A 26,588-nucleotide genomic window follows, 5' to 3' on the forward strand; every position below is an offset into this window, starting at 1 on the left:
AATATGAATTTGAGTCTACTTCTCATTTATTCTTGCCAAACCACAGCCTACGGAAAAAATGCCCATATGCAACAGTTAATTGAGAATTACTCTCATTTAATACCCTGGCTTGTATCAAATCAAGCCAGAAACGAAAAGAAGCCATGGTCGGCAAATCACCCTCGGTTTGCCACTTTCAGCCTCAGCATCCTTCTACTTTTCCCAACCATTCCACTCCTACCGCAAACCATAACTCCAAACCGAAAGTGGGAAGGAACTGATTCCGATTCTAGCGCGGGGACAAACAAACAAGAGAATGGGATCCGAGTCACTGGCAAAAAAGACCAACGAGATAGAGAGATATTAAAAACACCAAATAGCATCAGCAGATTGAATGAACAAGAGATCCAGGACGCTGGCATCAATCGAACGAATGATATCGATAAACAAGTACCTAATTTTTCGATCATAGATTCTGGTTCACGTAATTTTACATATTTTAACATTCGAGGGATGCGCAGTATCGCGTTTAGTGAACCGGCAGTTGGATTAATTTTAGATGGCATTCCACTCAATGATAATGTTGCCCTCAATACTGAACTTTATGGATTAGAAAGTATAGAAGTTTATAGAGGTAGCCAAGCGACTTTGTTTGGAAAAAATTTTCAAGGCGGAGTCGTTGAGATTAAAACAAAAAAACCAACGAATTTACCAGAAGGAAAAATCAGTTTAGATTTCGGGAATTATAAAAAACAGGAAACATCAGTATATTATAATGCTCCAATTGTATATGATAAACTTTATTTTGGTGTTGCAGGAAAAACAACCGAAAGAGAAGGATATTTATCCAATGTAACTGGATTTTATTATCCAAATAATAGACCTTATGAACTTCCTGTTGAAATTTATAAAACTCATCCCGATGGGAGAAAAGGAAGAGCAGGTAGATTTAGATTATACTTCACACCTAACGAAATTTTTGAGGCTGATCTACAAATTAGTGCTGAAAGTTTTGATGATGGATCCCTTAACTTAGTAAACTATTTAGGAGCAAAATCTGAGAGAGAAAAGGCTCTTTTACAAGGCTGCGTTGCTGCACCTTCCAATTGTTCAAAACTATATGGAACGTATATAAATCGTGTAAATGGTGATAGAAAAGTATATTGGGATTACGAAGGCAAAAGTAATGTAACAGGAAATACTTATTCCCTGGCAACAACAACTAAGTTACCTTATACAAATTTAAAAACTGCTACAGCCCTACGAAAAATGGACATTGATCCTATCACGGCGGACTCCGACTTTTCAAAAGTAGATCAAAATCGCTCCATATACATTGAAAAATCAACTACCGTACTGAACGATATTTACTTTGAATCGAAAGACAAACATGACCCGCTTCAGTTCAAACTAGGAATCTATTCTTCAAATAAAATATCAAATATTGACCAAGCAAGAGAACATAGAGTACAATTATATGTTGTAAACGATTTTCCTGGTTTGAGTGCTCCGACGCAGGAGAAAAATTTATCGAGACTACATGACAGGAATGTAAGTTTTTACACTCATAATAGTTATACTTTTTTTGAAAAATTCACAATAACATTAGGTGCAAGATTAGAAAGACAAGAAAGTCGATTATCACATTCAGAACTTGCTACCGGTGTATCTGGCAATAATCCTATTGGTGGAACTATTCTACTTTCAGATCCATACACAATTAACAATCGTTATAACTATAATGTTTCCAGAGTCATTTTTGACTATAAGCCTATTGAAAATTTAATGTTTTTTATCGGAGCAAGTAGAGGTTATAAAAATGCTGGTTACAGCACTGTTGTCAATGTCCCTTCTCGAGCAAGTTTTAAACCCGAAATCAATGATACGATTGAAGCCGGAGTCAAATCAGAATTCTTTAAAGGAAAATTTGGATTAAAATATACACAATTCTACACAGAAACCCAAGACTTTCATGTGATACGAGCAATCAATCTTTCTCAATATGTAAACCTAAATGCTGAATTGGTAACGATTAGAGGATATGAATTAGAAACTTTTGTAAAACCACATAAAGATACCAAACTAGGTTTATCCGCAGGGTATACAGAAGGCATTTTTAACCGCTTTCAAGATACAGTTCTCAATCGTAATTTCAATGGGAAGTGGGTACATTTTATACCCAAGTATGACATCGTAAGTTACCTTCAATATAGAAATGATTTTGGCATTTTCTTAAGAGGAGAATTTCAAGCAGTAGGTCAGATGTATTTTGCTGCAGATAACACTGTTTATAGCGACCCGTATTATGTGTTAAACGCAAGAATTGGTTATGAAACCGATAAACTTTCGGCATACCTTTATATGAATAATATCACTGATCGATATTACTTTACATCTTACATAGATGGTACTTTCCAAGCAGTACCTGGTGCACCACAAACTTACGGATTTATGTTAACTTATAAAATTTAATTTTCTGGAGAACAATATGAAAATAAAACTCAAATTCTTAGTTCCAATCTTATTGATTGGTATGATGGTTTCCCAATGTGACCTTTTTGACCCAAAGTCAAAGATTACAAACAATGAACTTGTCGAAATTTTGACATTACAACAATTGAATGCAAATAGCATGAGTGAAGGCCAAAAATTAGGCCTTACGATTGCATATAGCCACCGTTTCAGTGTAAAAAACGGTCCTCAATTATTTTGCCGTGAATATTCGACAGCATATTTAGAAAAACAAGCAGAATGGGAATTGAATATTGAACAAACTTATGCCACAATTGGAAATGCAATAGGAATTGATATAGTAGTGGAAAGAATCAATGGTCCCTGCGCAATCAACAATAAAATCAGTGCTTGCCATTACGACGGAGTTGATGGAATCAACGACTTAATCCCTTATGCTTATTCTACAGAAGGAGAACATCAATATTTAATTCCAGCATATATTTATTATGGAATCACAAATCTTAAAAATGCTAAAGAAGCCTGCGAAGGTTATAACGGAACTTATGTTTGTTATGATCCAAGTAAGTGTTGGCAATAAACATTAAGATTGTTTATCGAATATTGGAACCTAATGAAAAAGATTGGGTTCTAGTATTTATACTCTTAATTTTGTTTTGCCTTTTTTTATAAAATATCAAAAATCCACTAATCGAAAGTATTGCAGGTGTCAGGCCTCCCATTACCCATAAAATTTTACTGAAATGATTTGCGAAAGTTCCAAAATGTAACGGTCTAAATGCATCTAAAACTTGAGTGAGCAGTGATACTTTCGAAATATCAACTTTACGTACAATGTCCTCGGTATTGGGAATGAACAATACATAGGATCCATATCGGCTCTCCCAAGCAGATGATTGGAATCGATTTCCATATAAACCGATAGGTTCGTCTTCTGAATGGTGTGGAAAAGAAATGTAACCTAGTTGGAATCCTGGGATTTGAATTTTAGATTTTTTTAATAATGATTCAATTGATTTTGATTCCGACCATAGTCCATGAACAATTTTTTCCTCAGGATGATTACGAATCAAAGTATCACGAATACTCCACCAACCACCTGTTATTGCTAATATGAGATGAAACCAAACTGCATTAATACCAACAAATTTATGTAAGTCGGAAAATAGGATTTGAAAACTTTCTTTAAATCGCAACCGAAATAAACTATTCCAAAATCGTTTGTAAAGTTTAATCCCAGTGAATACTAATAATAAATAGATAATCGCAAAACAACCTGTGATAAAATAACCGATTCCTCCCATAAATAAACTATAATGCAAAACTAATAGAAACCCATAGAAACTATCTCTGCGATCGTCCTTTAACGAACCGATCACATTCCCTTGGAAAGGATCTAAAAGATAAACGAATTCTTGATTTGGATTTTCCTTATGATGGTACCAAATTTGATCTGGTTGGTCCACGATATCTGAGACGAGCCATCCTGCAATACTGCCATCAGGAACCTGTTTTTGGAATTGGTGGTAAAGTGTATCAAATCCCAATCGTTTTTCACTACCTCCTATCTCCATAGGCGTCAAAAAGGATTGAATTTCTTTTCCATATACGAGCAAAGAACCAGTAATCCCGAGAATCAGTAAAAATAGAGAACCAAAAAGTCCTAAGACCAGATGGAGTTTGTACCAATGTTTTGCTTTCAATTTTCTTTCCTAAGGCTCATTTTTTCCATTCAAACGAGAATAGGTCTCATTTTCAAGTCAATTTGATTGCTATGCTTAGGGTTTCAAATTCCGACCCAAAACAATGGTTTTGAGTGTGAACCGGAATTCGTCTTTTGGAATCAATGACTCGAGAGACATCTCTTTATGATCTGACTCACTTCTGGTCGGCAACTACCACAGCCGGTTCCAGCTCCCGTTTTTTCCATCACTTCGTTTAAATCTTTTGCACCAAATTGGATTACGTCCTCGATATTTCCCTGTCCTACTCCATTACAAGAACACACTAATACACCTTTCGGAGGTTTGGCGGTGGATATACTGGACAAAAGTTGTTGCCGTTTATCACCTAACTCTAATCCAGAAGCAATTAAATTTTTATATTCAACAAACTCTGATTTGTCTCCAACAAGTATGGCTCCCACCAACTTGTCACCTTTCACAATACATTTTTTGTATTTGCGTCTTTTACGATCCATAAAGACAATTTCTTCATATTCATCCGATAAGTCTTCAAACTGGATTCCAGGTAAACGTAAGGAAACTAATTCCAATCCTGGGATTTTTAATAAATTTGAATGTAAAGATCCTTTATAAGTTTGAAAACGGTATCCATAAATATGATTTGCAGCAACTTTTGCTTGTTCTTCGGCAGCAAGGACTGTTCCATAAACTCCAGATGTATGTTCGGCAACCTCCCCGATTGCATAAATATCAGGATCTGATGTTTGCAAAAATTCATTTACCTTAATTCCTTCACCAATTTCAATACCCATTTCTTTTGCTAACGATAAATTTGGACTTGTACCCATCGCATAAACGATACCATCTGGATATATTTTTTTTCCGTCCTTTAATTCCACGTACGTCACACGATCATATCCGTGAACTTTGGAAATTTCTGAATTGAATGATACTTCAATTCCACGGCTTTCAATCTCTTCTCTTAAAATTTCACAAGCAATTGAATCAAGTTGTTTAGACATCAATCGATTGGTGCGAACTAAAACGGTAACCTTTACACCAAGAGATTTGAGTGCTGATGCAAGCTCCAAACCTAATAAACCACCACCAACAATCAATGCATGAGAATCTGGAACAAAAAATCCTTTGATTTTATCAGCATCAGTTTTGGCTCGTAAACTAAATACACCTACCATGTTTGGAGAGATGGATTTTGGAATTTGAGGAGAACTTCCTGTTGCAATGATTAATTTATGATATGAATATGAGTTCCCAAGCGAATCTTTTACAATTTTTGCCTCGGGCAAAATAGTAGTGACCGATGTTGAAGTATGAAGTTGGATGTCCCAAGATTTTACTTCATCGGCACTCACACTTGTCAATTCAGTAAACAACTTCTCACCGCTGATAAAATCAGGAAGTAGGATTCGATTGTACAATGGATTTTCTTCCTTACATAAAACGGTAATTTCGTCATCTGGGCAAAGTTCTTTGTAATGTTTGATGAAGGCAGACGTACTATTCCCACCACCAATGATTAAAATTTTTTCTTTTTCCTTTTGGAAGGTACGAATTTGTACAGCCGATATTTTGAAGCCTGGTTGTTTGGAAAAAGGATCAAATTCTTTATTTGTTAAGTTGTTGGCACGGAACTCATCATTCTGATTTTTTTTCCCCCAATGCATGGGTAAAAAAACAGTCCCTTGTTTAATCGAATCTGTTACCTTTGCCTTTACACGCACGAGCCCTCTTTCATTGAAAACTTCGACAAGTGTTTCATCTTCAATTCCAATAGATGCAGAATCCTTTGGATGGATTTCCAAATAGGGCTCACTTTTATGTTCCATGAGTTTACGAACCTTTCCAGTACGGGTCATGGTATGCCATTGGTCCCTGATGCGACCTGTAGTAAGAATGAATGGATACCTTTCTGAAGTTTTTTCAGAAACATCATCAGGTTTGACATCAAAGATTTTAGCCTTTCCATTCGGTCGGTAAAATTTATGATCGGTAAATAACCTTGGAGTTCCTTCCTTGCTATTTTCAGGAAAAGGCCATTGGACTGATCTCTTTTCTTGTAAAATCGAATAATCTAATCCACTAATGTCAATGTTTGTCCCTTTTGTTAACGCTGCATGTTCCAAAAATACATCTTCCTCTGATTGATACGCAAAGGAAGAACCATAACCCATTTTCTCTGCAAATTTTTGGATGATGAAGGTGTCTGAGATTGCCTCACCTGGTGGATCGATGATTTTGGATAGATAGGTCACTCTTCGATCCGAGTTTGTCATAGTGCCTTGTTTTTCAGCCCATCCTGCGGCCGGTAACACATAGTCCGCGTATGGGATGGATGCATTACTCATGGAAATGTCTTGAACAACAACTAGTTCTGCTTCACGTAATCCTTGTTCAACTGTTCTTGCATCAGGTAAACTCGTTGTTGGGTTTGTGCATACAATCCATACTGCCTTCATTTTACCGCTTTTTAGATTTTCAAACATTTCTACTGCAGTAAATCCAGGTTTGTCTTTGATTTTTCCTTCACTCACTCCCCAAAACAATTCAACTTCTCTGCGATGATCTGCTTGGTTCAAATCTCGATGTGCAGGTAATAAATTACAAAGTCCACCGACTTCCCGCCCTCCCATAGCATTGGGTTGACCAGTAAGTGAAAATGGTCCAGACCCTGGTTTCCCAATTTTCCCAGTGATGAGAGATAAATTAATTAATGCTAAATTTTTGTTCACTCCAATCACACTTTGGTTTAGACCCATTGCCCATAATGATAAAAATCCTTTGGCTTCGTGGATGTATTTTGCTGCAAGTGCAATGTCTTCCAAAGGTACACCGCAAATGTTTGCAGCTTTTTGCAAATCGAAGCCTAGAAGAAATGTTTTTAATTCATCAAATCCTTCTGTGTGAGATGTGAGAAAGTTATGATCAATCCAATCGTGATCGATCAATACTTTAGCGATGGCATGAAAAAGATAAATATCGGTACCTGGATGGATTTGAAGGTGAAGGTCAGCTTCTTCGCATGTGTCGGTTTTTCTAGGATCTACTACTATGAGTTTCGTATTCGGAAAATTTTTCTTTTGTGCTTCAATCCTTCGGAATATAATAGGATGGCACCAAGCAGGATTGGCACCTGCAATGAGAAAACAATCTGCAAGTTCAATATCTTCATAAGATACTGGAACACTATCCTCACCTAAAGCCATTTTGTAACCAACGACGGCGGAACTCATACAAAGCCTTGAGTTAGTATCGATATTATTACTACCGATAAATCCCTTAATTAACTTATTTATAATATAGTACTCTTCAGTTAATAATTGACCCGATACATAAAATCCAACTGAATCCGGGCCGTATGTATCCAATAGATTTTTAAATTTTTCGCTGATCGAATCGAGTGCTTGGTTCCATGTAATTCGTTTTAAATTGGAAGTCCTTGTTGCCCGATGTAATGGATACAATATCCGATCACTTCTGTCCATCACTGTGTAGTGCAAATTCCTTCCTTTCGAACACAACAATCCCAAATTGGCAGGATGGTCTTTATCGCCTTCCACACGAATTTCATGATTTCCTAATTTTTGAATCGTGACACCGCAACCAACACCACAATAGGAACAAGTAGAGGGATATGTTTCTTTGTTTTGCACAGATCAAAATTAGCAATTATTATGCCAAATGCTGAATATTTCACAAAAATGCTTACTCCTATGGAAAAAATTAGATATTAAAGTCGGTATGCCATTCTTGTTTTCTAATATTCTACATATTTGAATGCATAATGTACACATCGTAGGCATTTTGCCTTCTTAACTCCAATTTGGTTCCGAATAATCCTTTCCCGATGAAAGCGAAACTAGTTTAGAAAATTCAATTTTTGCGATTTTATAGACAGAGCAACAGGTGATTCCTTCCAATAAACGGACATTCTGTACAAATTGATTACGGATCATTGCTAATTTCGACCTTTTATTCATCTAGATGCCTTTCTTTGGTACAATTCGTGCATAAAAAGTATGGAAAGGGAGCCTTCGAGGTTCCTTTAATTTGTGCCTTGGGTTAGGTAAAGAGATGATCAAGCGGAAGTTAGTTGTCATAGGTAATGGAATGGTTGGCCACAGGTTCTGCGAAAAGTTGGTAGAATTCGGTGGGATTGACAAATTTGAAATCACAGTTCTTGGAGAAGAACCTAGGCGTGCTTATGACAGAGTTCACCTCTCTGAATATTTTGCGAATCGCTCCGCTGAAGACCTTTATCTATGTAGCCCAGATTGGTATAGAACCAATGGTATAAAATTGTTATTATCTGAGCGAGCAATCTCACTCGATACAGTAAAAAGGAAATTGGTAACAAGTTTAGGAACCGAATTAGAATTTGATGAATTGATATTTGCAACTGGCTCTTCTCCATTCATTCCACCACTTGATGGATTAAACAAAGAAGGTGTTTTTGTTTATCGTACGATTGAAGATTTAGAAGAAACATTAGAATATAGTAAAAAAATTAAAAAAGCTGCCGTATTAGGTGGAGGTTTGCTCGGTCTCGAAGCAGCAAAAGCCCTTGTCGACTTAGGAAAAGAGACACATGTGATTGAATTTGCTCCAAGACTTATGCCACGCCAACTCGATGAAGGTGGAGCTTCAATTTTAAAATCAAAAATTGAGGAAATTGGAGTAGAAATCCACTTAAACAAACAAACCGAAACAGTTTTAGGAGATAAAAAAATTGAAGGATTTACCTTCAAAGATGGAGAAACCTTAGAATTTGATATGTTGGTTGTCTCAGCTGGTATACGTCCTAGAGATGAATTAGCGAAAGAAGCAGGCATTAGTGTAGGAGAACGTGGTGGTATCATCGTTGATGATGGAATGGGTACTAATGTTTATGGAATTTATGCAATCGGGGAAGTTGCGTTACACAGGAATTTTATTTACGGTTTGGTTGCACCTGGATACGAAATGGCTGAAACACTTGCCTTCAATCTATGTAGTCCCGGAAGTAAACCAAAAGTTTATGTTGGATCAGACCTTTCTACAAAACTTAAATTAATTGGAGTTGAAGTAGCTTCTTTTGGTGATGCCTTAGGACAAAGTGAACATATTCCTATCGTATTCAAAAATCCAAGGAGTGGTGTTTATAAAAAACTCGTAATTTCGCCTGATGGAAAATATTTACTTGGAGGAATCCTAGTCGGGGATGCGAAAGCATATGGAAATCTCTTATCTTTTTATCTTAATAAGATGGAATTACCAGAAGAACCAGAGACATTAATTGTTGGTTCAGTATCTTCGGAAAATTTATTTGGTGCAGATTCTTTGCCAGATGAAGCAAAAATATGTTCGTGTAATAATGTTTCAAAAGGAGATATCTTAAACGCAATTCGTGACAAAGATTGTTTTGATATCACAAGTTTAAAAAATTGTTCTAAAGCGGGTAGTGGTTGTGGTGGTTGTTTACCACAAGTGAATTCGATTCTAAAAGCTGAATTAAAAGTTCAGGGAAAAGTTGTCACAGAGCACTTATGTGAACATTTTAAATATTCAAGAAAGGAACTTTTCCAAGTCATTAAAGTAAAATCTTTAAAAACATTCCCTGATGTTTTAAAAGAAGTCGGTAAAGGCCACGGCTGTGAAATTTGTAAACCTGCTGTTGCCTCAATCCTTGCAAGTATCTGGAATGAACCTATTTTAAAACATAGAGAAATCCAAGATACCAATGATAAATACTTAGCCAATATCCAAAGAGGAGGAACTTATTCTGTAGTTCCAAGAATCCCAGGAGGAGAAATCACACCTGATAAACTAATTGTCATAGGTGCAATCGCCAAAAAGTACAATTTATACTGCAAAATTACAGGTGGTCAACGTATTGATTTGTTAGGTGCAAAATTAAACGAACTTCCTGCCATTTGGAAAGATTTAGTAGATAACGGATTCGAAAGTGGACATGCCTATGGTAAATCTATGCGAACCGTAAAAAGTTGTGTTGGTTCAACTTGGTGTCGATTTGGTGTGCAGGATAGTACATCTTTTGCGATCAGATTGGAAGAACGTTACAAGGGAATCCGTGCTCCTCATAAATTAAAATGTGGTGTATCAGGATGTATACGCGAGTGTGCAGAAGCACGTGGAAAAGATTTTGGAATCATCGCAACTGAAAAAGGATGGAATTTATACATCGGCGGAAACGGCGGTGTAAACCCAAAACATGCAATTTTATTTGCTGAAGATTTGGATGAAGACACATGTATAAAATATATCGACCGTTATATGATGTTTTACATCCGAACAGCTGACAAATTAATGAGAACTTCAACATGGTTGGAACAATTGGAAGGTGGGATCGAATACCTAAAAGATGTTGTGATCAATGATAGGTTGGGTATAAATTCACAGTTAGATGAAGAAATGAAACACTTAGTGAATACTTACCATTGTGAATGGAAAGACGTTGTAGAAGACGTTGAAAAACAAAAAAAATTCAAACACTTTGTTAATAGCGACGAAACAGATCCAAACATTCAGTTTATAGAAGAACGTGGACAAATCCGACCAATCGATTGGTCACAAAATGATTTAGTTAAAACTTAAATAAGGATATTTTTATGCAAACGAATCAAAATACAAAAGAAAAAGTATTCATAGGTCCAGTTACCGATTTTGAAAAAGAAGGTGGAGTCAGTGCAAAAATTGGGTCAAAACAGATAGCCATTTTTTATTTTGAATCAAAAGATGAATGGTATGCATGTGATAATGCATGCCCTCACACTGGTGATATGGTTTTATCAAGAGGTTTGTTAGGTGATTCTAATGGTGAACCAAAAGTTGTTTGCCCACTTCACAAACGAAATTTTTCCTTGCAAACAGGTGAATGTTTGAGTGATGAAAATTACAAAGTGAATCTTTATCAAGTTATCGTTGAAAATGGATCTGTTTACATAGAAGTTGATCCTTCTCTTCTACAATCTCCAGGTTTATTATCATGACGATTCCATCCGATCGATTCAATAGAGGTAAAATTTATTTGGTTGGTGCAGGGCCTGGAGACCCTGAACTACTCACAATCAAAGCATTAAAAATCCTAAGAAAAGCCGATATTGTATTTTATGATGACTTGGTTTCACCAAGGATTCTTGGGGTTTGTCGTAAACGAATCCAAATGGTGTACGTGGGAAAACGTTTGGGTGTTCATAGTTGTTTGCAAAACGAAATCAATGATAAACTGATCCAAGCAAGTTTAGAACACAAAACCATCGTTCGATTAAAAGGGGGAGATCCTTCCATCTTCGGAAGGGTAGGTGAAGAATATGCTTCCATTTTACAAGAAGGCATTTCTTGTGAAATCATTGCAGGGATTACTACCGCATCAGGAGTGGCATCGTCTTTAGGTTTCCCTCTAACACATAGAGATTATGCGCGGGAAATTTTATTTTTATCGGGTCATAAAAAGGACGGAGTGAATACCGATGCATTTCAAAATTTAAATTGTATCGGAAAAACCATCATCATCTATATGGGATTGAATTCATTGGGTCTCATAATCTCTGAACTCATTCGATCGGGAAATGACTCATCAACTAAAATAGCCATAATCCAAAATGCAACCTTAGAGACGGAACGAGTTTTTACTGGGAATTTGAAAACTATAGAATCCATTGTTACAAAAAATGAAGTCAAATCACCTGCTATCCTAGTCATTGGTGAAATCGTCCGTTTTTATGAAGAGATGAAAATTTTGAAAAATGGCTGTGCTTCCATTCTATCTCCAGTATAAGGGATAGGAATGAATGATATTACTGGAAAAAGAACTACCCTACGTTTTGCAGAAGCAGAAGGGTTTGTTTATTGTCAAAAAGAAACCATCGAGAGAATCAAAGCCAATACTCTCCCCAAAGGAGATTTGTTTGGGGTAGCAAAAGCCTCTGCTTTATTAGGTGCTAAAAAAACTTCCGACCTCATCCCTCATTGCCATCCTGTCATTATTGATTCGTTTTCCATCCAGTTTGAAATTTTAGAAGAAAAAAATGCCGTTCGGATCTTAACGCAAGCTAAATCAATCGGCAAAACAGGAATCGAAATGGAAGCCCTGACAGGGGTAACCGTTGCAGCTTTAGTAATTTATGACTTATTAAAACCAATTGATAAAACACTTGAAATATCTTCTGTTCGGCTATTGGAAAAAAAAGGCGGAAAAACTGACAAACAGATCGCAAAATTCGCGTTTGGTTCTACTGCAAAAATTTTAGTTTGTTCCGATTCTTGTTTTGCTGGAAAAAAGGAAGACGGCTCTGGAAAAATCATCGCTGAACTATTAAAAGAAGAAGGTGTTGAAGTTTTAGAAATCAAAATTGTTCCAGATGAACCGAATAAAATCAGAGAAACAATTGCGAAATGGACAAAAGAAAATATTGATTTAATTGTTACTACAGGTGGGACAGGGTTAGGGCCAAGAGATAACACAACTGATACCATCAAACCAATGTTAGAAAAAGAAATTCCAGGGATTGCAGAAGTGATGCGTTCGTTTGGCCAAGACAGAACTCCATTTGCAATGTTATCCCGATCCATTGCTGGGAGTATAGGAAAATCCATCATTATTGCGGTACCTGGAAGCAGCAATGGAGCAAAAGAAAGTATGACCGCAATTTTACCGGCAATCTTTCATTCCAAAAAGATGATGAGAGGGGAAGGACATTGATTTCTTTCGAAAAAGCAATTGGATTGATCAACCAAGAAGCGAAGACTTTTGGGACGGAATCCATTCCATTACAAGAGACATATGGACGCATTGTAGCGGAATCTGTGTTAGCTGATCGTGACTATCCTCCATTCAATCGTTCTGCAATGGATGGATTTGCAATTGTTACGAAAGCATTTATACCAAACAAACAGTACCCTTATACAAGAGAACTACATGCAGGATCCACTCTCACGAAACTAACTGAGGAAACTGTAATTCGTATCATGACGGGTGCCCCTGTTCCCGAGGGATTTGACGCAGTGATCAAAATAGAGGATGCGTTACTAACCGAAGAACAGAATCAAAAAATGGTTATGTTTCCTATAGAAAATATCTCTCAGTGGCAAAATATCGCCAAACGAGGAGAAGATGCCCTTAAATCTGATCCATTACTTCCTGTTGGAACCTACCTCAATCTTTCTGAAGTTTCCTTATTGGCAAGTTTAGGAAAAACAACTGTATCTGTATTTTCACCTCCAAATGTAAAAATCATTTCAACTGGCAATGAAGTTGTCCCTTTCGGTATCACACCCCTTCCCCACCAAATCAGAGATTCAAATTCTGTTACCATTTCTACATTTCTAAAAAAATGGAATATCAACCCAAGTCAGATTTCTATAGTCCCAGACGATGAAAGTATGATGAAAAATGCAATCAAACAATCGCTTGATTGTGACATCCTGATCCTATCGGGGGGAGTATCTATGGGAGAAAAAGATTTAGTCCCCTCTCTTCTAATGGATTTAGGAGTAGAAACCATTTTTCACAAAACAGCCATTAAACCAGGAAAACCAATTTGGTTCGGTAAAAAAAACAGAACCGTTGTTTTCGGATTACCTGGTAATCCCTTTAGTGTCCAAACTTGTCTCCGATTATTTATAGATCCATTTTTAAGATGTTGTTTTTCCCAACAAAAAGAAATGTATCTCAGATTTCCTCTCTCCCAACCGAAAAAGAAAAAACATTCATTGACTGAGTTTTTCCCTGTTCGATTCGTAACGAAAGAGAAAACTCGATTAGAAGCGATTCCTTTTAATGGAAGTGGTGATATCAAAGCAGGAATTTTTTCGGATGGCCTTGCTTTATTTCCCAGTGAATCAAAACAAATCGAAGCAGAAGAAGGAATCCAATTTTTGCCTTGGTAGATACCATTTAAACAGATTGTACGTTCCGTACACAGATGATTCGAATTTTCTACAATTCTAATTCAAGACACACACCCTCTCAATTTGTACTGCAAAATCGACCAAAAACCCCGTATTTTAAGCCTTTTTTGGGTGCATTGGATGAGATCATTTGGTACAATTTTTGCAATTAGATTCTCTATAAGGAGAATCATTCCCGTGACGATTACACCTCATGCGAAAGCAACTAAAATCGATTTATTCAGTTTCAAAACTCCCCAAATGAGAACCTTCCATCTCACTTGGATTGCCTTCTTTTTGTGTTTTTTTGGATGGTTTGGCATTGCGCCACTGATGGTATATGTAAGAGAAGAATTATCTCTTACGAAAGCACAAATCGGTAACATCATCATAGCTTCTGTTGCAATCACAATATTTATGCGTCTATTCATTGGTTGGTTGTGTGACAAAATTGGTCCGAGGATTGCATACACATTTTTGTTAATCTTTGGATCAATTCCAGTCATGTGTATTGGTTTAGCCGACAGTTACCTTACTTTTTTATTATTACGTTTGGCCATTGGAGCAATTGGAGCTTCCTTTGTGATCACACAGTACCATACGTCTGTTATGTTTGCACCGAATATTATAGGAACCGCAAATGCCACTACGGCAGGTTGGGGAAACTTAGGAGGGGGCGTAACGCAGATGGTAATGCCTCTGATTTTCGGATTTTTTGTTGCATTTGGTTTTACAACCGGGGTTTCTTGGAGACTTGCCATGGTAGTTCCAGGTGTTGCCCTTTTTCTTATGGGTATCATCTATTATTTTGGAACACAAGATACACCTGGTGGAAATTTTAAAGACATCAAGGATACGTATCCAACCTTTCAAGGTGGTAAAAAAAATTCACTTGCTAACTTTCTTTTGGTGATTAAGGATTCTAGAGTTTGGCTCTTGTTTTTAGCCTATGGTGCCTGCTTTGGAATTGAATTAACCATTAACAATATTGCAGCTCTTTATTATGTTGATCAATTCAAACTAACACCTCCAACTGCTGGACTCATCGCTGGTTTATTTGGTTTGATGAATCTATTTGCAAGAACATTAGGTGGTGTTTTCGGAGATAAATTCGGAATCAAATGGGGGTTACGCGGTCGTGTGGTATGGTTATCAGCGGCACTTGCTGGTGAGGGGATTTGTTTGATTTTATTTTCGCAAATGACTTCACTTATACTAGCCATTTCATCCATGATTGTTTTCAGTTTATTTGTTCAAATGTCAGAAGGAGCAACCTTCTCTGTAGTTCCTTTTGTTAACAAAAAAGCGATTGGTGCTGTATCAGGGATTGTTGGAGCAGGTGGAAATGTTGGAGCTGTTTCAGCAGGATTTTTATTCCGAGGTGAATTGACATACCAAAACGCCTTACTAATGATAGGTGTTTTTGTCACTGTTTCCGCATTTTTTGCCCTATTAGTTCGTTTTTCAATGGAAGAAGAAAAAGAAGTAGGAGACGAGATGAGTCAAATTGTTCCTCCAGGTGAGAAAAAAACTGACTTGTTAACAGCAACTTGATTTAAAATAACGATACAAATTTCTTTTGAGAGGCAATTTTCCACTTGTCTCTCAAAAATTCCATTTTAAAATTTTCCTCCTGGGAGAGACAAATGGAATTCACTCATTACCGATCTTGTAATTTATGTGAGGCCATGTGTGGACTCCAAATCGAAGTTAAAAATGGTTCAATCCTAGGTTTTAAGGGAGATCAAAAGGACAGTTTTAGTCGTGGACATATCTGTCCAAAGGGTCCAGAATTAAAAAGTTTATACGAAGATCCTGATCGTATTAAGTTTCCTCTTAAAAAAACAGAATCTGGATGGGAGGAAGTATCTTGGGTTGGTGCTCTTTCTGAGATCGCCACAAAAATCGTGAACATCCAAACAAAATATGGTAACGACTCAGTTGGGATTTATAATGGAAATCCTACAGTTCATAATTATGGTTCTATGTTGTTTGGCCAAAGATTTGTCAGTCGGATCAAAACCAAAAACAATTTTTCAGCAACCTCTGTTGATCAACTCCCCCACCAATTGCTATCGTATTTGATGTTTGGTCACCAGTTACTGATCCCTATTCCCGATATTGATCGAACTCAGTTCTTTTTAATTTTAGGAGGGAATCCTTTTGCATCTAATGGAAGTTTAATGAGCGTTCCCGATGTGAAAAAAAGACTAAAATCGATTCAGGATAGAGGTGGAAAATACGTTGTTGTTGACCCAAGGAAAACAGAAACGGCAGAACATGCCAATGAACATATTTTCATCAAACCGGGAACAGATGTATTTTTTCTTTTATCCATTGTTCATGTTATATTTAAAGAGAACCTCTCAAAACCAAATCCATTGACTAAGGAATCAGATTTAAAATCGATCCAGAGTTTGGTCAGTGAATTTGATCCAGAAACTGTTTCCAAAATTACAGGAGTTCCCAACGAAACCATACACCGCATTGCATTGGAATTTGCAAATGCACCGTCTGCAGTTTGTTATGGGAGAGTTGGTGTATCTACCCAAGAGTTTGGTGCACTTTGCCAATGGCTCATCAATGTCATCAACACCATCACTGGAAATTTAGACAAAGAGGGTGGTGCCATGTTCACTTTGCCAGCAGTGGATTTAGTGGGCGAAGGATCAGTCATTCGATCCTCGCAAGGAAGTTTTAATACTTACCAATCAAGAGTTAGAAAATTACCTGAATTCAATGATGAATTGCCGGTTTCTGCCCTGGCCGAGGAAATACTTACAGAAGGTGAAGGACAAATTCGATGTTTGGTGACATCTGCAGGAAATCCTGTTTTGTCAACACCTAACGGGAAAAAACTAGAAAAGGCCCTGTCTTCGTTAGAGCTTATGATCAGTTTTGATTTTTATATCAATGAAACTACCAAACATGCTCACTACATTTTACCACCAACTTCTGCATTAGAACATGATCACTATGATTTAATTTTTAATGTATTTGCAATAAGAAACACAACGAGATACAACGAGCCACTTTTCCCACCTAAAGAAGGGATGTTACATGATTGGGAAATTTTTACAGATCTAACCAAACGAATTGAATTAAAACGATCTGGTAAAGAATTACCAAATGAAATAATCCGAACCAAATTAACACCTGCAAATATCATTGATCACGCCTTAAAATCAGGACCCTATGGAGCAAAACAAAACCCAGATTTGCAAATGAGTTTAGAGTTACTTAAAAATAGTCCTCACGGCGTAGACTTGGGTCCTTTGAAACAATCTTTCCCTGAAAGATTGTATACTGAAGACAAAATGATTCAATTATTCCCAAGTCATTTAAAAAATGACATACCAAGACTCATGGCAAAATTCAAAGAGTATCTTGTCACCAATCAATCGTTATATCCTTTTCTTCTAATTGGAAGGAGGCATTTACGAAATAACAATTCCTGGATGCATAATCTTCCAAAACTTATGTCTGGAAAACCTAGATGTACAATGATGATCCATCCCGATGATGCAAATCAACTCGGGATCAAAAATGAAGAAGAAGTCATTGTAACATCAAAAGTAGGCCAACTTACGATTCCAATTGAAATTACAGAGGAATTAATGAAAGGAGTGGTAAGCATTCCTCATGGCTTTGGTCATAGCAGATCGGGAACTAAACAAATGATAGCAAGCCAATTTTCAGGTGTGAGCATTAATGACCTAACGGATGATCAAAATTTAGATGAATTTTCTGGGAATGCTGCTTTTAGTGGGATCCAAGTAAAAATAATGAAACTCAATCCTTAATTCGTTTCCATTTTTTGATTTGCTTGCATATAAAATTTTCTTCCTCCTAAAAAGGAATACCTTTCTGAATGATGAGGAAAAAAAGACAGTGCTAAATTTGATCGAATCCCCGATTCACAGATACAAACGATGATTTGGTTGTCTTCGATATCAGGAAGATTTCCCTTTTTCATTTCTGATAAAGGGAAATGTAAGACACCTTTAATCGGGTACTGTTCAACTTCTTCCCTTTCTCTTACGTCGAGTAAAACTACTGATCCTTTGTTTTTGAGTAAATTGTATCCTTCAAAATCGACTTCCATTTTTTTTGTGATAGGTTTCGTTACTCTAATATCTGTATTATCACAAATACAATTTATATTAGGATCTAATTTTGATTCATAAAATGTAATTGGATTCCACTCGATAAAATAAACAGAATTGGAATCAAACTGATTTGGATTTAAAAGGTATTGTAATGCCAAAGAAGCTTGATAATTGCCTGCAATGGATGCCTGTAAACCTAGAACTCCCCCTTCATTACAACTCAAAGTATCTCCTTCACTCAGGTCTGGAAACAAACAACGATAACATGGTTTTCCTTTTCCAGAGAATAACGCAAATTGGGCACTTGTCCGAAATACCGAAGCTGTTACCAAAGGAATTCCAAATTTTAAACAAATATCATTGATTGCATACTTGGAAGCGATAGTATCTGTACAATCTAAAACAATATCCCAAGTTTGAAAGATATTTGGATTTGATTCTGAATGGACGAACTCTGAATAAATTTCAATTTGTATCCATGGAACATGTTCCTTTATTACTTCAGCAGCAACTTCATTTTTTTTACGTCCGATATGTTTCCATGTAAACAAGGTTTGTCGGTGTAAATTTGAAACTTCAACAACATCAAAATCAATAAGACCGATCCTACCAATTCCAGAAACTGCTAATTGTAAAGCAGAAGGACAACCTAAACCACCTAGCCCAATAATCAACACTGACGATTCAGCCCATTTCTTTTGCCCAAATTCACCGATTTCTGGGACCAAACTTTGCCTTTGAAAAAATTTATTTTTATCTATATTCATAATTTCGATTGTATAAAAAACGATTCAAAAAAGGATCTTAATGTCGATTTTTCCGATAGAACCCATTGAAAAAAATCAATTTTAGTTTCCAACTTAGAATTCCTGTATAAATTCGTTTATAACGATGACACTGGATACTCGAAAATTTGAAGTTTTGCGAATTAGTATCCTATCCCATTGCAATTTCGCATGTGTTTATTGTGCACCCAAAGAAAAAGAAAATTTTTCTCCACAGCTAACCCATTCACATTCTTTAAGCCCGGATCAATTAGATAAAAATTTGAACTTACTGAAACCCCATTTAAAAATTAAGGAAGTACATTTGACAGGAGGAGAACCAACACTTCATAAAAATTTAATTGAATTGATCCAAATCGTAAAATATCATTCCATCCAGGAAATAGCCCTCACTTCAAATGGTCATTTTAACCCGGATTTATTGGAAGAAATGGTTTCATCTGGACTAACAAGAATTAACTTTTCCTTAGATAGCATTACACAATCGATTTTCGAACGTTTAAGCGATCGGAAAATACCAGTTTCCCATGTATTAAACCAAATCAAAAAAGCAAAACAAATTGGCCTTAAAGTAAAAATAAATACTACTGTTTTACGTGGATTGAATGACCATGAAGTATTGAACATACTTACTTGGTGCGGCGAAGAGGGAATTCCTATTCGTTTTTTAGAATTTATGAAAATGGGTCCACTACAGAAAGAACACCCTTCCTATTTTTATTCCGCTGAAGAAATTCGAAACCAAATTCGTTTGAAATATCATTTTCAAGATTATCCTACACCACAAGATTCTACTGCTCAATATTATATAACAAATGAAGGTTATATTTTTGGTATGATTGCCAATCATACCGAACCATTCTGCGAAGGTTGTAACCGATTGCGCATGGATAGCAAGGGACGTATTTATGGATGCCTAAGCGATGAAACTTCTTTTGTGATACCTGAATCATTTGATGAAATTCAATCCACTTTACATCAAGCAATGCTGACGAAAAAGAATAAATTCACTGGTTCTGAATTATCGATGAAGTATATTGGAGGTTAAATGGAAGTTGAAATTTTATATTTTGCAGCTCTAAAAGATTATTTTCCAAATAAACAACAAAGGGAGATCGAAGGAGATACAAGTGTTTCAACACTAATTGAAATTTTAATAAAAGAGAATCCAGATGCTGCTAAAATATTAAAAGTTTGTAGAGTTTCCATTAACCAAAAAATGGCCAAGGAATCAGATACAATTCCTAAAAATGCAAGCATTGCAATCTTACCGCCCTCGAGTGGAGGATAGCTGATTTTAATGAAACATATCACTGAAAACAAACTAGAAATCCAAGAGATTATACCGACATTACCGAAGATGGGTGGATTTGTATTGTTTACTGGAATCGTCAGAGATACAAATGAAGGGAAAACAGTCACGCATTTGGAGTATGAAGCGTATTCTGAGTTGGCCAACCAAATGATCGAGGATATCATTAATGATGCGAAGACAAAATGGGAACTAGAATATGCAGACTGCATCCACCGTTTAGGAAAATTGGTTGTTGGTGAGATAGCAGTGATAGTATCCACAGGATCTGTGCATAGAGATGAAGCATACCAGGCAAATCGATATATCATTGATCGCGTGAAACACGAAGTCCCTATTTGGAAAAAAGAAACCTATATTGATGGAAGTTCCGATTGGTCAAAAGGCTGTGTTCATGAGACACACGAAAAATGACATCATATTTATATTGTTAGCTGGTGGACAAAGTATCCGAATGGGAAAAGACAAAGCATTCCTTCCCATTGGGGACAAATCAACATTTATCACAAAAATCATCCAAAAAATTAAATATTTCAATGAAGAATTATACCTATCCCTTCGCTCCGAGCAGGTTAAAGATTATAGTTCGTTATTTTCTGAAGATGAAATCATAATGGACCAAAACATCCCCGTTTATGGACCATTACTTGGTTTACTTTCCACTCATCTCACCTTAAATAAAACAAATCCAGATTATAATGCTATTTTCGTATTACCAATCGATATCCCCTATATCAAATTAAAAACAATTGATAGAATACTTAGACATTATCATATAAACTCAAATTCATCAGGCATATTTTACCAATCAAGTAATGGCCTGGAACCACTTTGTAGCATATACAACCACCAAACACTCGATTTATGGTTAAAGGAAATTGAATCGAATAACAAAATTGAATTTTCTCTTCAAAAAAAAATTGAATCTTTAGATCCGCAACCGATTTTCCTACCACTTCCAAAAGTAGAGGAAAGGTATTTTCGTAATATCAACACTGAAAAAGATTTGGATTTTTTTAAAAAATGAAATTACTCAATCGAAAGAAATTCTGGATTTTTGACATGGATGGAACACTCACTGTAGCCCAACATGATTTTTTGGCAATCAAACAAGAATTGGGAATTTCATTGGAACAAGACATACTCACTTCTCTATCCAATTTACCAAAAGAAGAGAAATTGCAAAAAGAGATTCAATTAAACGAAATCGAGCTAAAAATCGCAAAACTGGCGATCGCAATGGAAGGTTCCACAAATCTTCTTACCGAATTGAATGTAATAAACCACAAAATCGGAATCCTGACTAGAAATAGTTATGACAACGCAATCGAAACTTTAAAGGCTGCGAAAATCGATTCATTTTTTAAATCGAATAACATTATTTGCCGTGATAAGGCATTACCAAAACCGAATCCAGATGGTATTTTTTATTTGATGCGAGAATGGGAAGCAAAGCCAGAAGATACGATTATGGTAGGCGATTATCTTTATGACATGTTAGCTGGTAAACAAGCAGGAGTGGAAACTATTTATATAGATCCAAGCGGCGCTTTCCCATTTTTGAAAGATGCAACCTATGCTGTAAAAAATTTAAATGAAATATTTTATTTATGATTAGATTTGAATAGGATTTGCATTCACCAAAGGGAATCTAATTTCCGCCGTCATACCATGATCACTATCAAATATAATTTTACCTTTGATTTGTTTCACTAAACTTTTAACAAGCATGATCCCAATCCCTTTTGCTTCCATAAGTTCTCCTTCTGAACCGAGTCCATTGTCTTTAATTATCAACACGAACTCATCATTCAATTTACCCAAACTTACTTCAATTATCCCTTTATCCTCTTTTTTGAAAGCATGACGGAATGAATTGGATACCAATTCATTTAAAATGAGCCCAATTGGTATAGCTCGATCCAAATCCATTTCCAGTCCTTCCTCAATCAATTCCCGAAGCTCGATGTTTTGATTTTCTTTGAGATAAGTAAGTTTTAGATTCAATAAGATTGAACTAAAAATTTGGTTAAGGTTTACAAATAAAAGATTTGGTGAGCCATAAATGATCTTATGGACGGAAGCAATCGCATTGATGCGGTTTTGAATTAAGTTTAGCGATGTTGTCAGTTTTTCATCATTTTCGGATTCTATCTGCAAAGCCATAAGGCCAGAAATAATTTGCAAATTATTGTTCACACGATGATGAATTTCGGTAAGTAATTTGGATTTTAATTTAAGATCTGATTTGATTTGAGATTGGTGTTGGATAATCGTATTCTGCTCTTTTTTAATGGTATGAATATAAAAATAGATAAGTAAGAACATTGCATACAAATCCTTAAAAAAACCTTCGTAATCATCAAAATAGTCTATGGAAAATCCATGTTCAAAAATATTTGAAATGTTCACATAACATGGAATGAGTGCTAGAACTAAAACCATTGTTCCTTCTCCGCGAAACACTGGTTTTCTGATCAAAACAACAATGATTTGAAATAATGCAATTAGATATATGATAAAGGATAATAGATTTAATAAAACGATTGCATTCATATCAATGTGCTGATACCAAAATTTCTTTTTTGAGACTAACAAAAAAGAAAACGGAGGAGAAAAAATAAAAGGAATGTTCTGACCTGCCCCCATTTTCAGTACCAATGGATAAGTTAGTTTTCTCTAAACATTTCAACCATAAGATCGCTTAAACTCTGAAGGAGTCAAGTAATTCAATGAAGAGTGAAGACGCTCGTCGTTGTATTCCTTTTGGAAAATTCGCAAAGCATCGGTTAACTCTCTTTGATTTTTAAAGTAGTGTAGATTCAAACACTCATCTCTAAGTTTACCATTGAAACTTTCTATAAATGCATTTTGTGTTGGTTTTCCTTTTTCAATAAAGTGAATTTCTATCCCCTTATCTTCTGCCCATTTCTGGAAGTCTTTGGATGTAAATTCTGTTCCATTATCCAAAACAAATGCTCTTGGAAGTCTTTCGAGGGTGTTTAAATATCTGATCAACTTTTCTGACGAAAAAGTAAACTCTGCCTGAAGTATGGTATTCTCTCTTGTTAAATGATCAATACCTGTTAAAATTCTTTGCTTTCTTCCATCAATCGTCCGTTCGAAAACAAAGTCCATTGACCAAACTTCGTTTGAATTCTTAGGCAATGGTAGTTGCTGTGATGATGCATTTCTTTTCTTTCGCTTCGGTTTTGTCCTTATTTTAAGCCCTTCTAAGCAATATAGTCGATATACTTTCTTATGATTGATTGTCCTACCCGACCTTCTTAACCTTCGGTAAATTCGTCGATAGCCTTCCCGTTTCCATCGAAAAGCAAGTCTTCGAATTTCGTTCATTGTCTCTTCATCAATAGCTTTCGGCTGATAATAATAACTTGATTTAGGAAGAAGAACAACATCTAGGCTTCTGTTTAGAGAAAGTCCCTCTTCAACTAGCAGATCAACTGCTCTCTCCTTCGTTGATCTGCTCAAAACTTTTTTCCCAAAACATTCTTAATTGCTTGGATTTCGAGAGCCATGTCAGCTACCAATCTTTTGAGATTTGAATTTTCCTGCTCGAGTGCCTTCATCTTCTTGATTTCGCTAAGCTCCATTCCTCCATACTTGTTACGCCAGCGATAAAATGTTTGTTCAGTGATTCCGTATTTTCGTGAAAGTTCCTTGATTGGAATACCTGTTTCTGCTTCCTTTAATATCCGAAAAATCTCGCTTTCTTCTATCTTCTTTCTTGCCATAATGCTCTCTCCTTAATATCGGAGAAAACTAACTTAAATATCGGTGCAGTTTTTGGGGAGCAGGTCAGTTCTAATAAATTAAAAATATCAGGAAAATAAAATCCTTCTACGACAGTAAAGATATTACTAAACCAAATCGAAAGGAAACCGAGTAATAAATATTTATATTTGGGAATAAGTCCAAGCCAAAACAATCGAATCAAAATCAATAAACCAATACTATCAAATATAAGATTTAATACTTCGCTCAATTGGTACATAATGATTGTCTTTGGAACTAATTTTTCCCAGGAAAAAAAGAGTAACAGAGAATAGGGAAAGGTAAAGAGAATATTTAAAAAAAATTCTAAAAAATTGGATTTTTAGACCAAATCATCAACTTTTTGTTTTGCCAATCGCATAACATCTGATAAGAATTTTCGATGACTGATGATCGATTTTTGTTTGGATTCACGCGCTGGGTTAAAAATTCCACGTTTACGGAAAATTTTCCACGGGTCAATTTTAATATCAGACCAAGTTCCCATTTCTAGTGTAAGTGGCAAAAACCTCGAATTCTGCGCATTTGTCTTTGAATTTGCCCTTTCAAGGAACAAATCATAAAGTCGATCCCAAAGATCGCCATGAGTTGTATACGTTTCACTTTGTGGTCCAAATCGATATAAATAATGATTTAAGGAATTGGTAAAATGATTCGCCATTTTTTGAAACAAAGGCTCATCAGCACAAGGTCTATGAATGCTCGCATATGGCCACCAAACATGGTCTATAGTGCCAAATCCAGAATGAATGTCTACGACAGGTATCATCTCATTTTCGGCATTCAAGAGATACTCATAAAAAAATCGATCTAATACTCTCGATTCCGATTGTAAGACATTTCCCCGATAATAAGGAAAAAAATTGGAATACTTATGCCCTCCAAAGAAAAAAGGGGCCTTCACTGCTTCTACTCCCGAGTTCCGCATCAAATCAACGCCACGTGGATTGGAACGTCGTTTCATCGCAACACCACCGGGATTCAAAATAGGAATGCATACGATTCCCAATTCTCCATTTTTGATTTCATTGTATAAAACAGATGTTTTGTGGGTTAATAAATGATCTAAAAAATCCAAAAGCACGCGGATTCCAATCGTTTCCAATCCATGTACTCCGGCAACTAAAGCGGATACGTTTTTTTTAATTGCTTTTGGTTTTCCAATTTCCAAAACATAAATTGGAAATCGAAACCCTTCTTCCGTTTTACTTGAAAACCCATATTGTTTCAAACGAACTAATTTGCCACCGAGTTTCACTATCCTTAAGATTCTATTTTCATAACGATTGAGTCGCTTCATTCCACGTAACATTGTTTCAATCCCATTCCAATATCATTTTGAACCTTAATTATTTAATTTAGGTAGTGAATCTCATGATTTTAATAGGCCTCCATTTCATAAATGCGAATAATTGATTTCTTGTTACATTTTGATTACAAATCGTAAAGATTGAATTTCTCATACAAATCGGACTTGTAAAAGAATGGATTGCATTCATGACTATGTGTTTCAACTTGATGGAAACGTTTTTAATTTTTCTTAGACGGTTCCATCCATTTCGCTATGATCAAATCTAAAAAAAACTCAAATCCATCAGTATCAAAAAATCGCGAAGAACGAATCTTGATCAACGGAATCAAACTGAATGTATGTATTTGGCCTGGTAAAAAAACTCCCATCATCTGCCTTCACGGATTGTCGGGTAACCTACATTCGATGGAGAGTATCATCAAAGTTTTACATAAAGAAGGCCACAAAGTCATCTCTTACGATTTACGAGGACGAGGTCATTCCGACAAACCTTTAACTGGTTATGGTTTTGAAAATCATATCAAAGACCTACAAGAAATCATCCTATATTATAAACTAAAAAATCCAATCGTTCTTGGACATTCATTTGGATGTATGATTGCCCTTCGACATGCGTTACGTTACCAAAACCAACTTAAATCAATGATACTGTTGGATGGAGGTGGACTCTTATCCGTAAAGAAAAGAATTCAAATTTTAAAAGTTCTAAAACAATCGTTTGATCGATTGGATGTTGTTTTTCCGAATCCGGAATCGTATTTACAATTGGTAAAAAACTCCCCCTTAATCCCACATTGGACAAAGGAAATTCAAAACTATTTTATCAATGAGTTACATAAATCAAACAATGGATATGTTTGCCATATGCCAAAATTTGTAATGGAAGAAGAATTGAAGGAAATGGGAGGGTCAATCCATATATATAAGGTACTCATTTTGTTTCTCCTTCGACCCTTGTATATGATTCAAAAAATAAAAAAGAATAAACACCTTGATTTTGAATCCATTCAAATACCCACTCTCATCATGAGAGGGACTAAAATGAATTTATATCCCAACGATGATCTATTGCCATCTGATGCTTATTTGTCGATGTTGAATCGTATTCCGAATGCAAAGGGATTGGAAATCGAAACAAACCATTATGGAATCCTCTTTGAACGAATTAAGAAGAGGGACAAAGCCATCCTTGAGTTCATTAAGCGATCTTAAAAATGAACCAAACTCAAACCG

The 26,588-nt window shown here is 35.9% G+C and carries 23 protein-coding genes; 15 read left to right on the forward strand and 8 right to left on the reverse strand.

All coding sequences use genetic code 11. From position 1 onward, the window contains the following. Window positions 1-3: 3 nt before the first annotated feature. Complete coding sequence (locus LEP1GSC202_RS10565) at window positions 4-2,451, forward strand: TonB-dependent receptor (RefSeq protein WP_015677661.1); 2,448 nt, start codon at window positions 4-6, stop codon at window positions 2,449-2,451. Between the two features lie 16 nt (window positions 2,452-2,467). Then, window positions 2,468-3,031, forward strand: a complete 564-nt coding sequence (locus LEP1GSC202_RS10570; protein WP_015677708.1) for an LIC_11695 family lipoprotein — start codon at window positions 2,468-2,470, stop codon at window positions 3,029-3,031. 13 nt (window positions 3,032-3,044) lie between these two features. Here the strand turns inward: LEP1GSC202_RS10570 and LEP1GSC202_RS10575 are convergent, their stop codons facing one another. Further along, on the reverse strand, window positions 3,045-4,154 hold the full coding sequence (locus LEP1GSC202_RS10575) for a PepSY-associated TM helix domain-containing protein (protein ID WP_015677659.1): 1,110 nt from the start codon (window positions 4,152-4,154) through the stop codon (window positions 3,045-3,047). Window positions 4,155-4,294: 140 nt separating this feature from the next. After that, entirely contained in the window at window positions 4,295-7,807 is a 3,513-nt protein-coding gene (locus tag LEP1GSC202_RS10580; protein WP_015677772.1) for a nitrate reductase, read from the reverse strand. A gap of 421 nt (window positions 7,808-8,228) precedes the next feature. Here LEP1GSC202_RS10580 and nirB point away from each other — a divergent pair, with 421 nt between their 5' ends. The 7 genes from nirB to LEP1GSC202_RS10615 all read left to right on the forward strand — a co-directional run bounded on the left by nirB (window position 8,229) and on the right by LEP1GSC202_RS10615 (window position 17,845). Further along, window positions 8,229-10,748, forward strand: a complete 2,520-nt coding sequence (gene nirB / locus LEP1GSC202_RS10585) for a nitrite reductase large subunit NirB (RefSeq protein WP_039928847.1) — start codon at window positions 8,229-8,231, stop codon at window positions 10,746-10,748. Window positions 10,749-10,762: 14 nt separating this feature from the next. Then, the gene (gene nirD / locus LEP1GSC202_RS10590; RefSeq protein ID WP_015677776.1) at window positions 10,763-11,143 is read left to right on the forward strand and encodes a nitrite reductase small subunit NirD; all 381 of its coding nucleotides are present in this window, start codon (window positions 10,763-10,765) and stop codon (window positions 11,141-11,143) included. After that, window positions 11,140-11,931 (forward strand): uroporphyrinogen-III C-methyltransferase, encoded by a 792-nt coding sequence (gene cobA / locus LEP1GSC202_RS10595; protein ID WP_015677696.1) that lies wholly within the window; start codon window positions 11,140-11,142, stop codon window positions 11,929-11,931. Before nirD ends, cobA begins: the two co-directional genes overlap by 4 nt. A 9-nt stretch (window positions 11,932-11,940) precedes the next feature. Continuing rightward, window positions 11,941-12,855 (forward strand): bifunctional molybdenum cofactor biosynthesis protein MoaC/MoaB, encoded by a 915-nt coding sequence (gene moaCB, locus LEP1GSC202_RS10600; protein ID WP_015677780.1) that lies wholly within the window; start codon window positions 11,941-11,943, stop codon window positions 12,853-12,855. Continuing rightward, entirely contained in the window at window positions 12,852-14,042 is a 1,191-nt protein-coding gene (locus LEP1GSC202_RS10605) for a molybdopterin molybdotransferase MoeA (RefSeq protein WP_015677756.1), read from the forward strand. Before moaCB ends, LEP1GSC202_RS10605 begins: the two co-directional genes overlap by 4 nt. 198 nt (window positions 14,043-14,240) lie before the next feature. Next, window positions 14,241-15,596 carry a NarK family nitrate/nitrite MFS transporter gene (locus LEP1GSC202_RS10610; RefSeq protein WP_015677759.1) on the forward strand — a complete coding sequence of 452 codons (1,356 nt, stop codon included), beginning with the start codon at window positions 14,241-14,243 and terminating at the stop codon, window positions 15,594-15,596. Window positions 15,597-15,688: 92 nt separating this feature from the next. Then, entirely contained in the window at window positions 15,689-17,845 is a 2,157-nt protein-coding gene (locus LEP1GSC202_RS10615; protein WP_015677793.1) for a molybdopterin-dependent oxidoreductase, read from the forward strand. Here LEP1GSC202_RS10615 and LEP1GSC202_RS10620 read toward each other — a convergent pair. Beyond that, the gene (locus LEP1GSC202_RS10620; RefSeq protein ID WP_015677693.1) at window positions 17,842-18,918 is read right to left on the reverse strand and encodes a HesA/MoeB/ThiF family protein; all 1,077 of its coding nucleotides are present in this window, start codon (window positions 18,916-18,918) and stop codon (window positions 17,842-17,844) included. The two genes, LEP1GSC202_RS10615 and LEP1GSC202_RS10620, sit on opposite strands and share 4 nt — an antisense overlap. 124 nt (window positions 18,919-19,042) lie before the next feature. Between LEP1GSC202_RS10620 and LEP1GSC202_RS10625 the strand changes: the two genes are divergently transcribed. Genes LEP1GSC202_RS10625 through LEP1GSC202_RS10645 form a run of 5 tightly spaced genes read left to right on the forward strand, consistent with a single transcriptional unit; the run spans window position 19,043 to window position 21,862 of the window. Further along, window positions 19,043-19,984, forward strand: coding sequence for a GTP 3',8-cyclase MoaA (locus tag LEP1GSC202_RS10625; protein WP_015677733.1), 942 nt, complete (start codon window positions 19,043-19,045; stop codon window positions 19,982-19,984). Further along, window positions 19,985-20,227, forward strand: coding sequence for a MoaD/ThiS family protein (locus LEP1GSC202_RS10630; protein ID WP_015677634.1), 243 nt, complete (start codon window positions 19,985-19,987; stop codon window positions 20,225-20,227). A gap of 9 nt (window positions 20,228-20,236) precedes the next feature. After that, window positions 20,237-20,662, forward strand: a complete 426-nt coding sequence (locus LEP1GSC202_RS10635) for a molybdenum cofactor biosynthesis protein MoaE (protein ID WP_015677727.1) — start codon at window positions 20,237-20,239, stop codon at window positions 20,660-20,662. Further along, the gene (locus LEP1GSC202_RS10640; RefSeq protein ID WP_015677636.1) at window positions 20,643-21,275 is read left to right on the forward strand and encodes a molybdenum cofactor guanylyltransferase; all 633 of its coding nucleotides are present in this window, start codon (window positions 20,643-20,645) and stop codon (window positions 21,273-21,275) included. Before LEP1GSC202_RS10635 ends, LEP1GSC202_RS10640 begins: the two co-directional genes overlap by 20 nt. Continuing rightward, complete coding sequence (locus LEP1GSC202_RS10645) at window positions 21,272-21,862, forward strand: HAD family hydrolase (RefSeq protein ID WP_015677703.1); 591 nt, start codon at window positions 21,272-21,274, stop codon at window positions 21,860-21,862. Before LEP1GSC202_RS10640 ends, LEP1GSC202_RS10645 begins: the two co-directional genes overlap by 4 nt. Here LEP1GSC202_RS10645 and LEP1GSC202_RS10650 read toward each other — a convergent pair whose 3' ends face one another. From LEP1GSC202_RS10650 to LEP1GSC202_RS10670, 5 genes are all read right to left on the reverse strand, one after another. After that, a complete protein-coding gene (locus LEP1GSC202_RS10650) occupies window positions 21,863-22,804 on the reverse strand; it encodes a sensor histidine kinase (RefSeq protein WP_015677786.1) in 942 nt (313 codons plus the stop codon). Window positions 22,805-22,936: 132 nt separating this feature from the next. Beyond that, window positions 22,937-23,740, reverse strand: a complete 804-nt coding sequence (locus LEP1GSC202_RS10655; protein ID WP_015675630.1) for an IS3 family transposase — start codon at window positions 23,738-23,740, stop codon at window positions 22,937-22,939. Further along, complete coding sequence (locus tag LEP1GSC202_RS10660; RefSeq protein WP_015675631.1) at window positions 23,737-24,003, reverse strand: transposase; 267 nt, start codon at window positions 24,001-24,003, stop codon at window positions 23,737-23,739. The genes LEP1GSC202_RS10655 and LEP1GSC202_RS10660 overlap by 4 nt, the downstream gene beginning before the upstream one ends. Then, the gene (locus LEP1GSC202_RS10665; RefSeq protein ID WP_015677710.1) at window positions 23,985-24,263 is read right to left on the reverse strand and encodes a hypothetical protein; all 279 of its coding nucleotides are present in this window, start codon (window positions 24,261-24,263) and stop codon (window positions 23,985-23,987) included. The genes LEP1GSC202_RS10660 and LEP1GSC202_RS10665 overlap by 19 nt, the downstream gene beginning before the upstream one ends. 102 nt (window positions 24,264-24,365) lie before the next feature. Continuing rightward, the gene (locus LEP1GSC202_RS10670) at window positions 24,366-25,355 is read right to left on the reverse strand and encodes a M14 family zinc carboxypeptidase (RefSeq protein ID WP_015677674.1); all 990 of its coding nucleotides are present in this window, start codon (window positions 25,353-25,355) and stop codon (window positions 24,366-24,368) included. Window positions 25,356-25,607: 252 nt separating this feature from the next. Here LEP1GSC202_RS10670 and LEP1GSC202_RS10675 point away from each other — a divergent pair, with 252 nt between their 5' ends. After that, on the forward strand, window positions 25,608-26,567 hold the full coding sequence (locus LEP1GSC202_RS10675; protein ID WP_015677760.1) for an alpha/beta fold hydrolase: 960 nt from the start codon (window positions 25,608-25,610) through the stop codon (window positions 26,565-26,567). The last annotated feature ends 21 nt before the right edge of the window (window positions 26,568-26,588 follow it).

Source organism: Leptospira yanagawae serovar Saopaulo str. Sao Paulo = ATCC 700523, from assembly GCF_000332475.2.
GTDB classification, from domain to species: Bacteria; Spirochaetota; Leptospiria; order Leptospirales; family Leptospiraceae; genus Leptospira_A; species Leptospira_A yanagawae.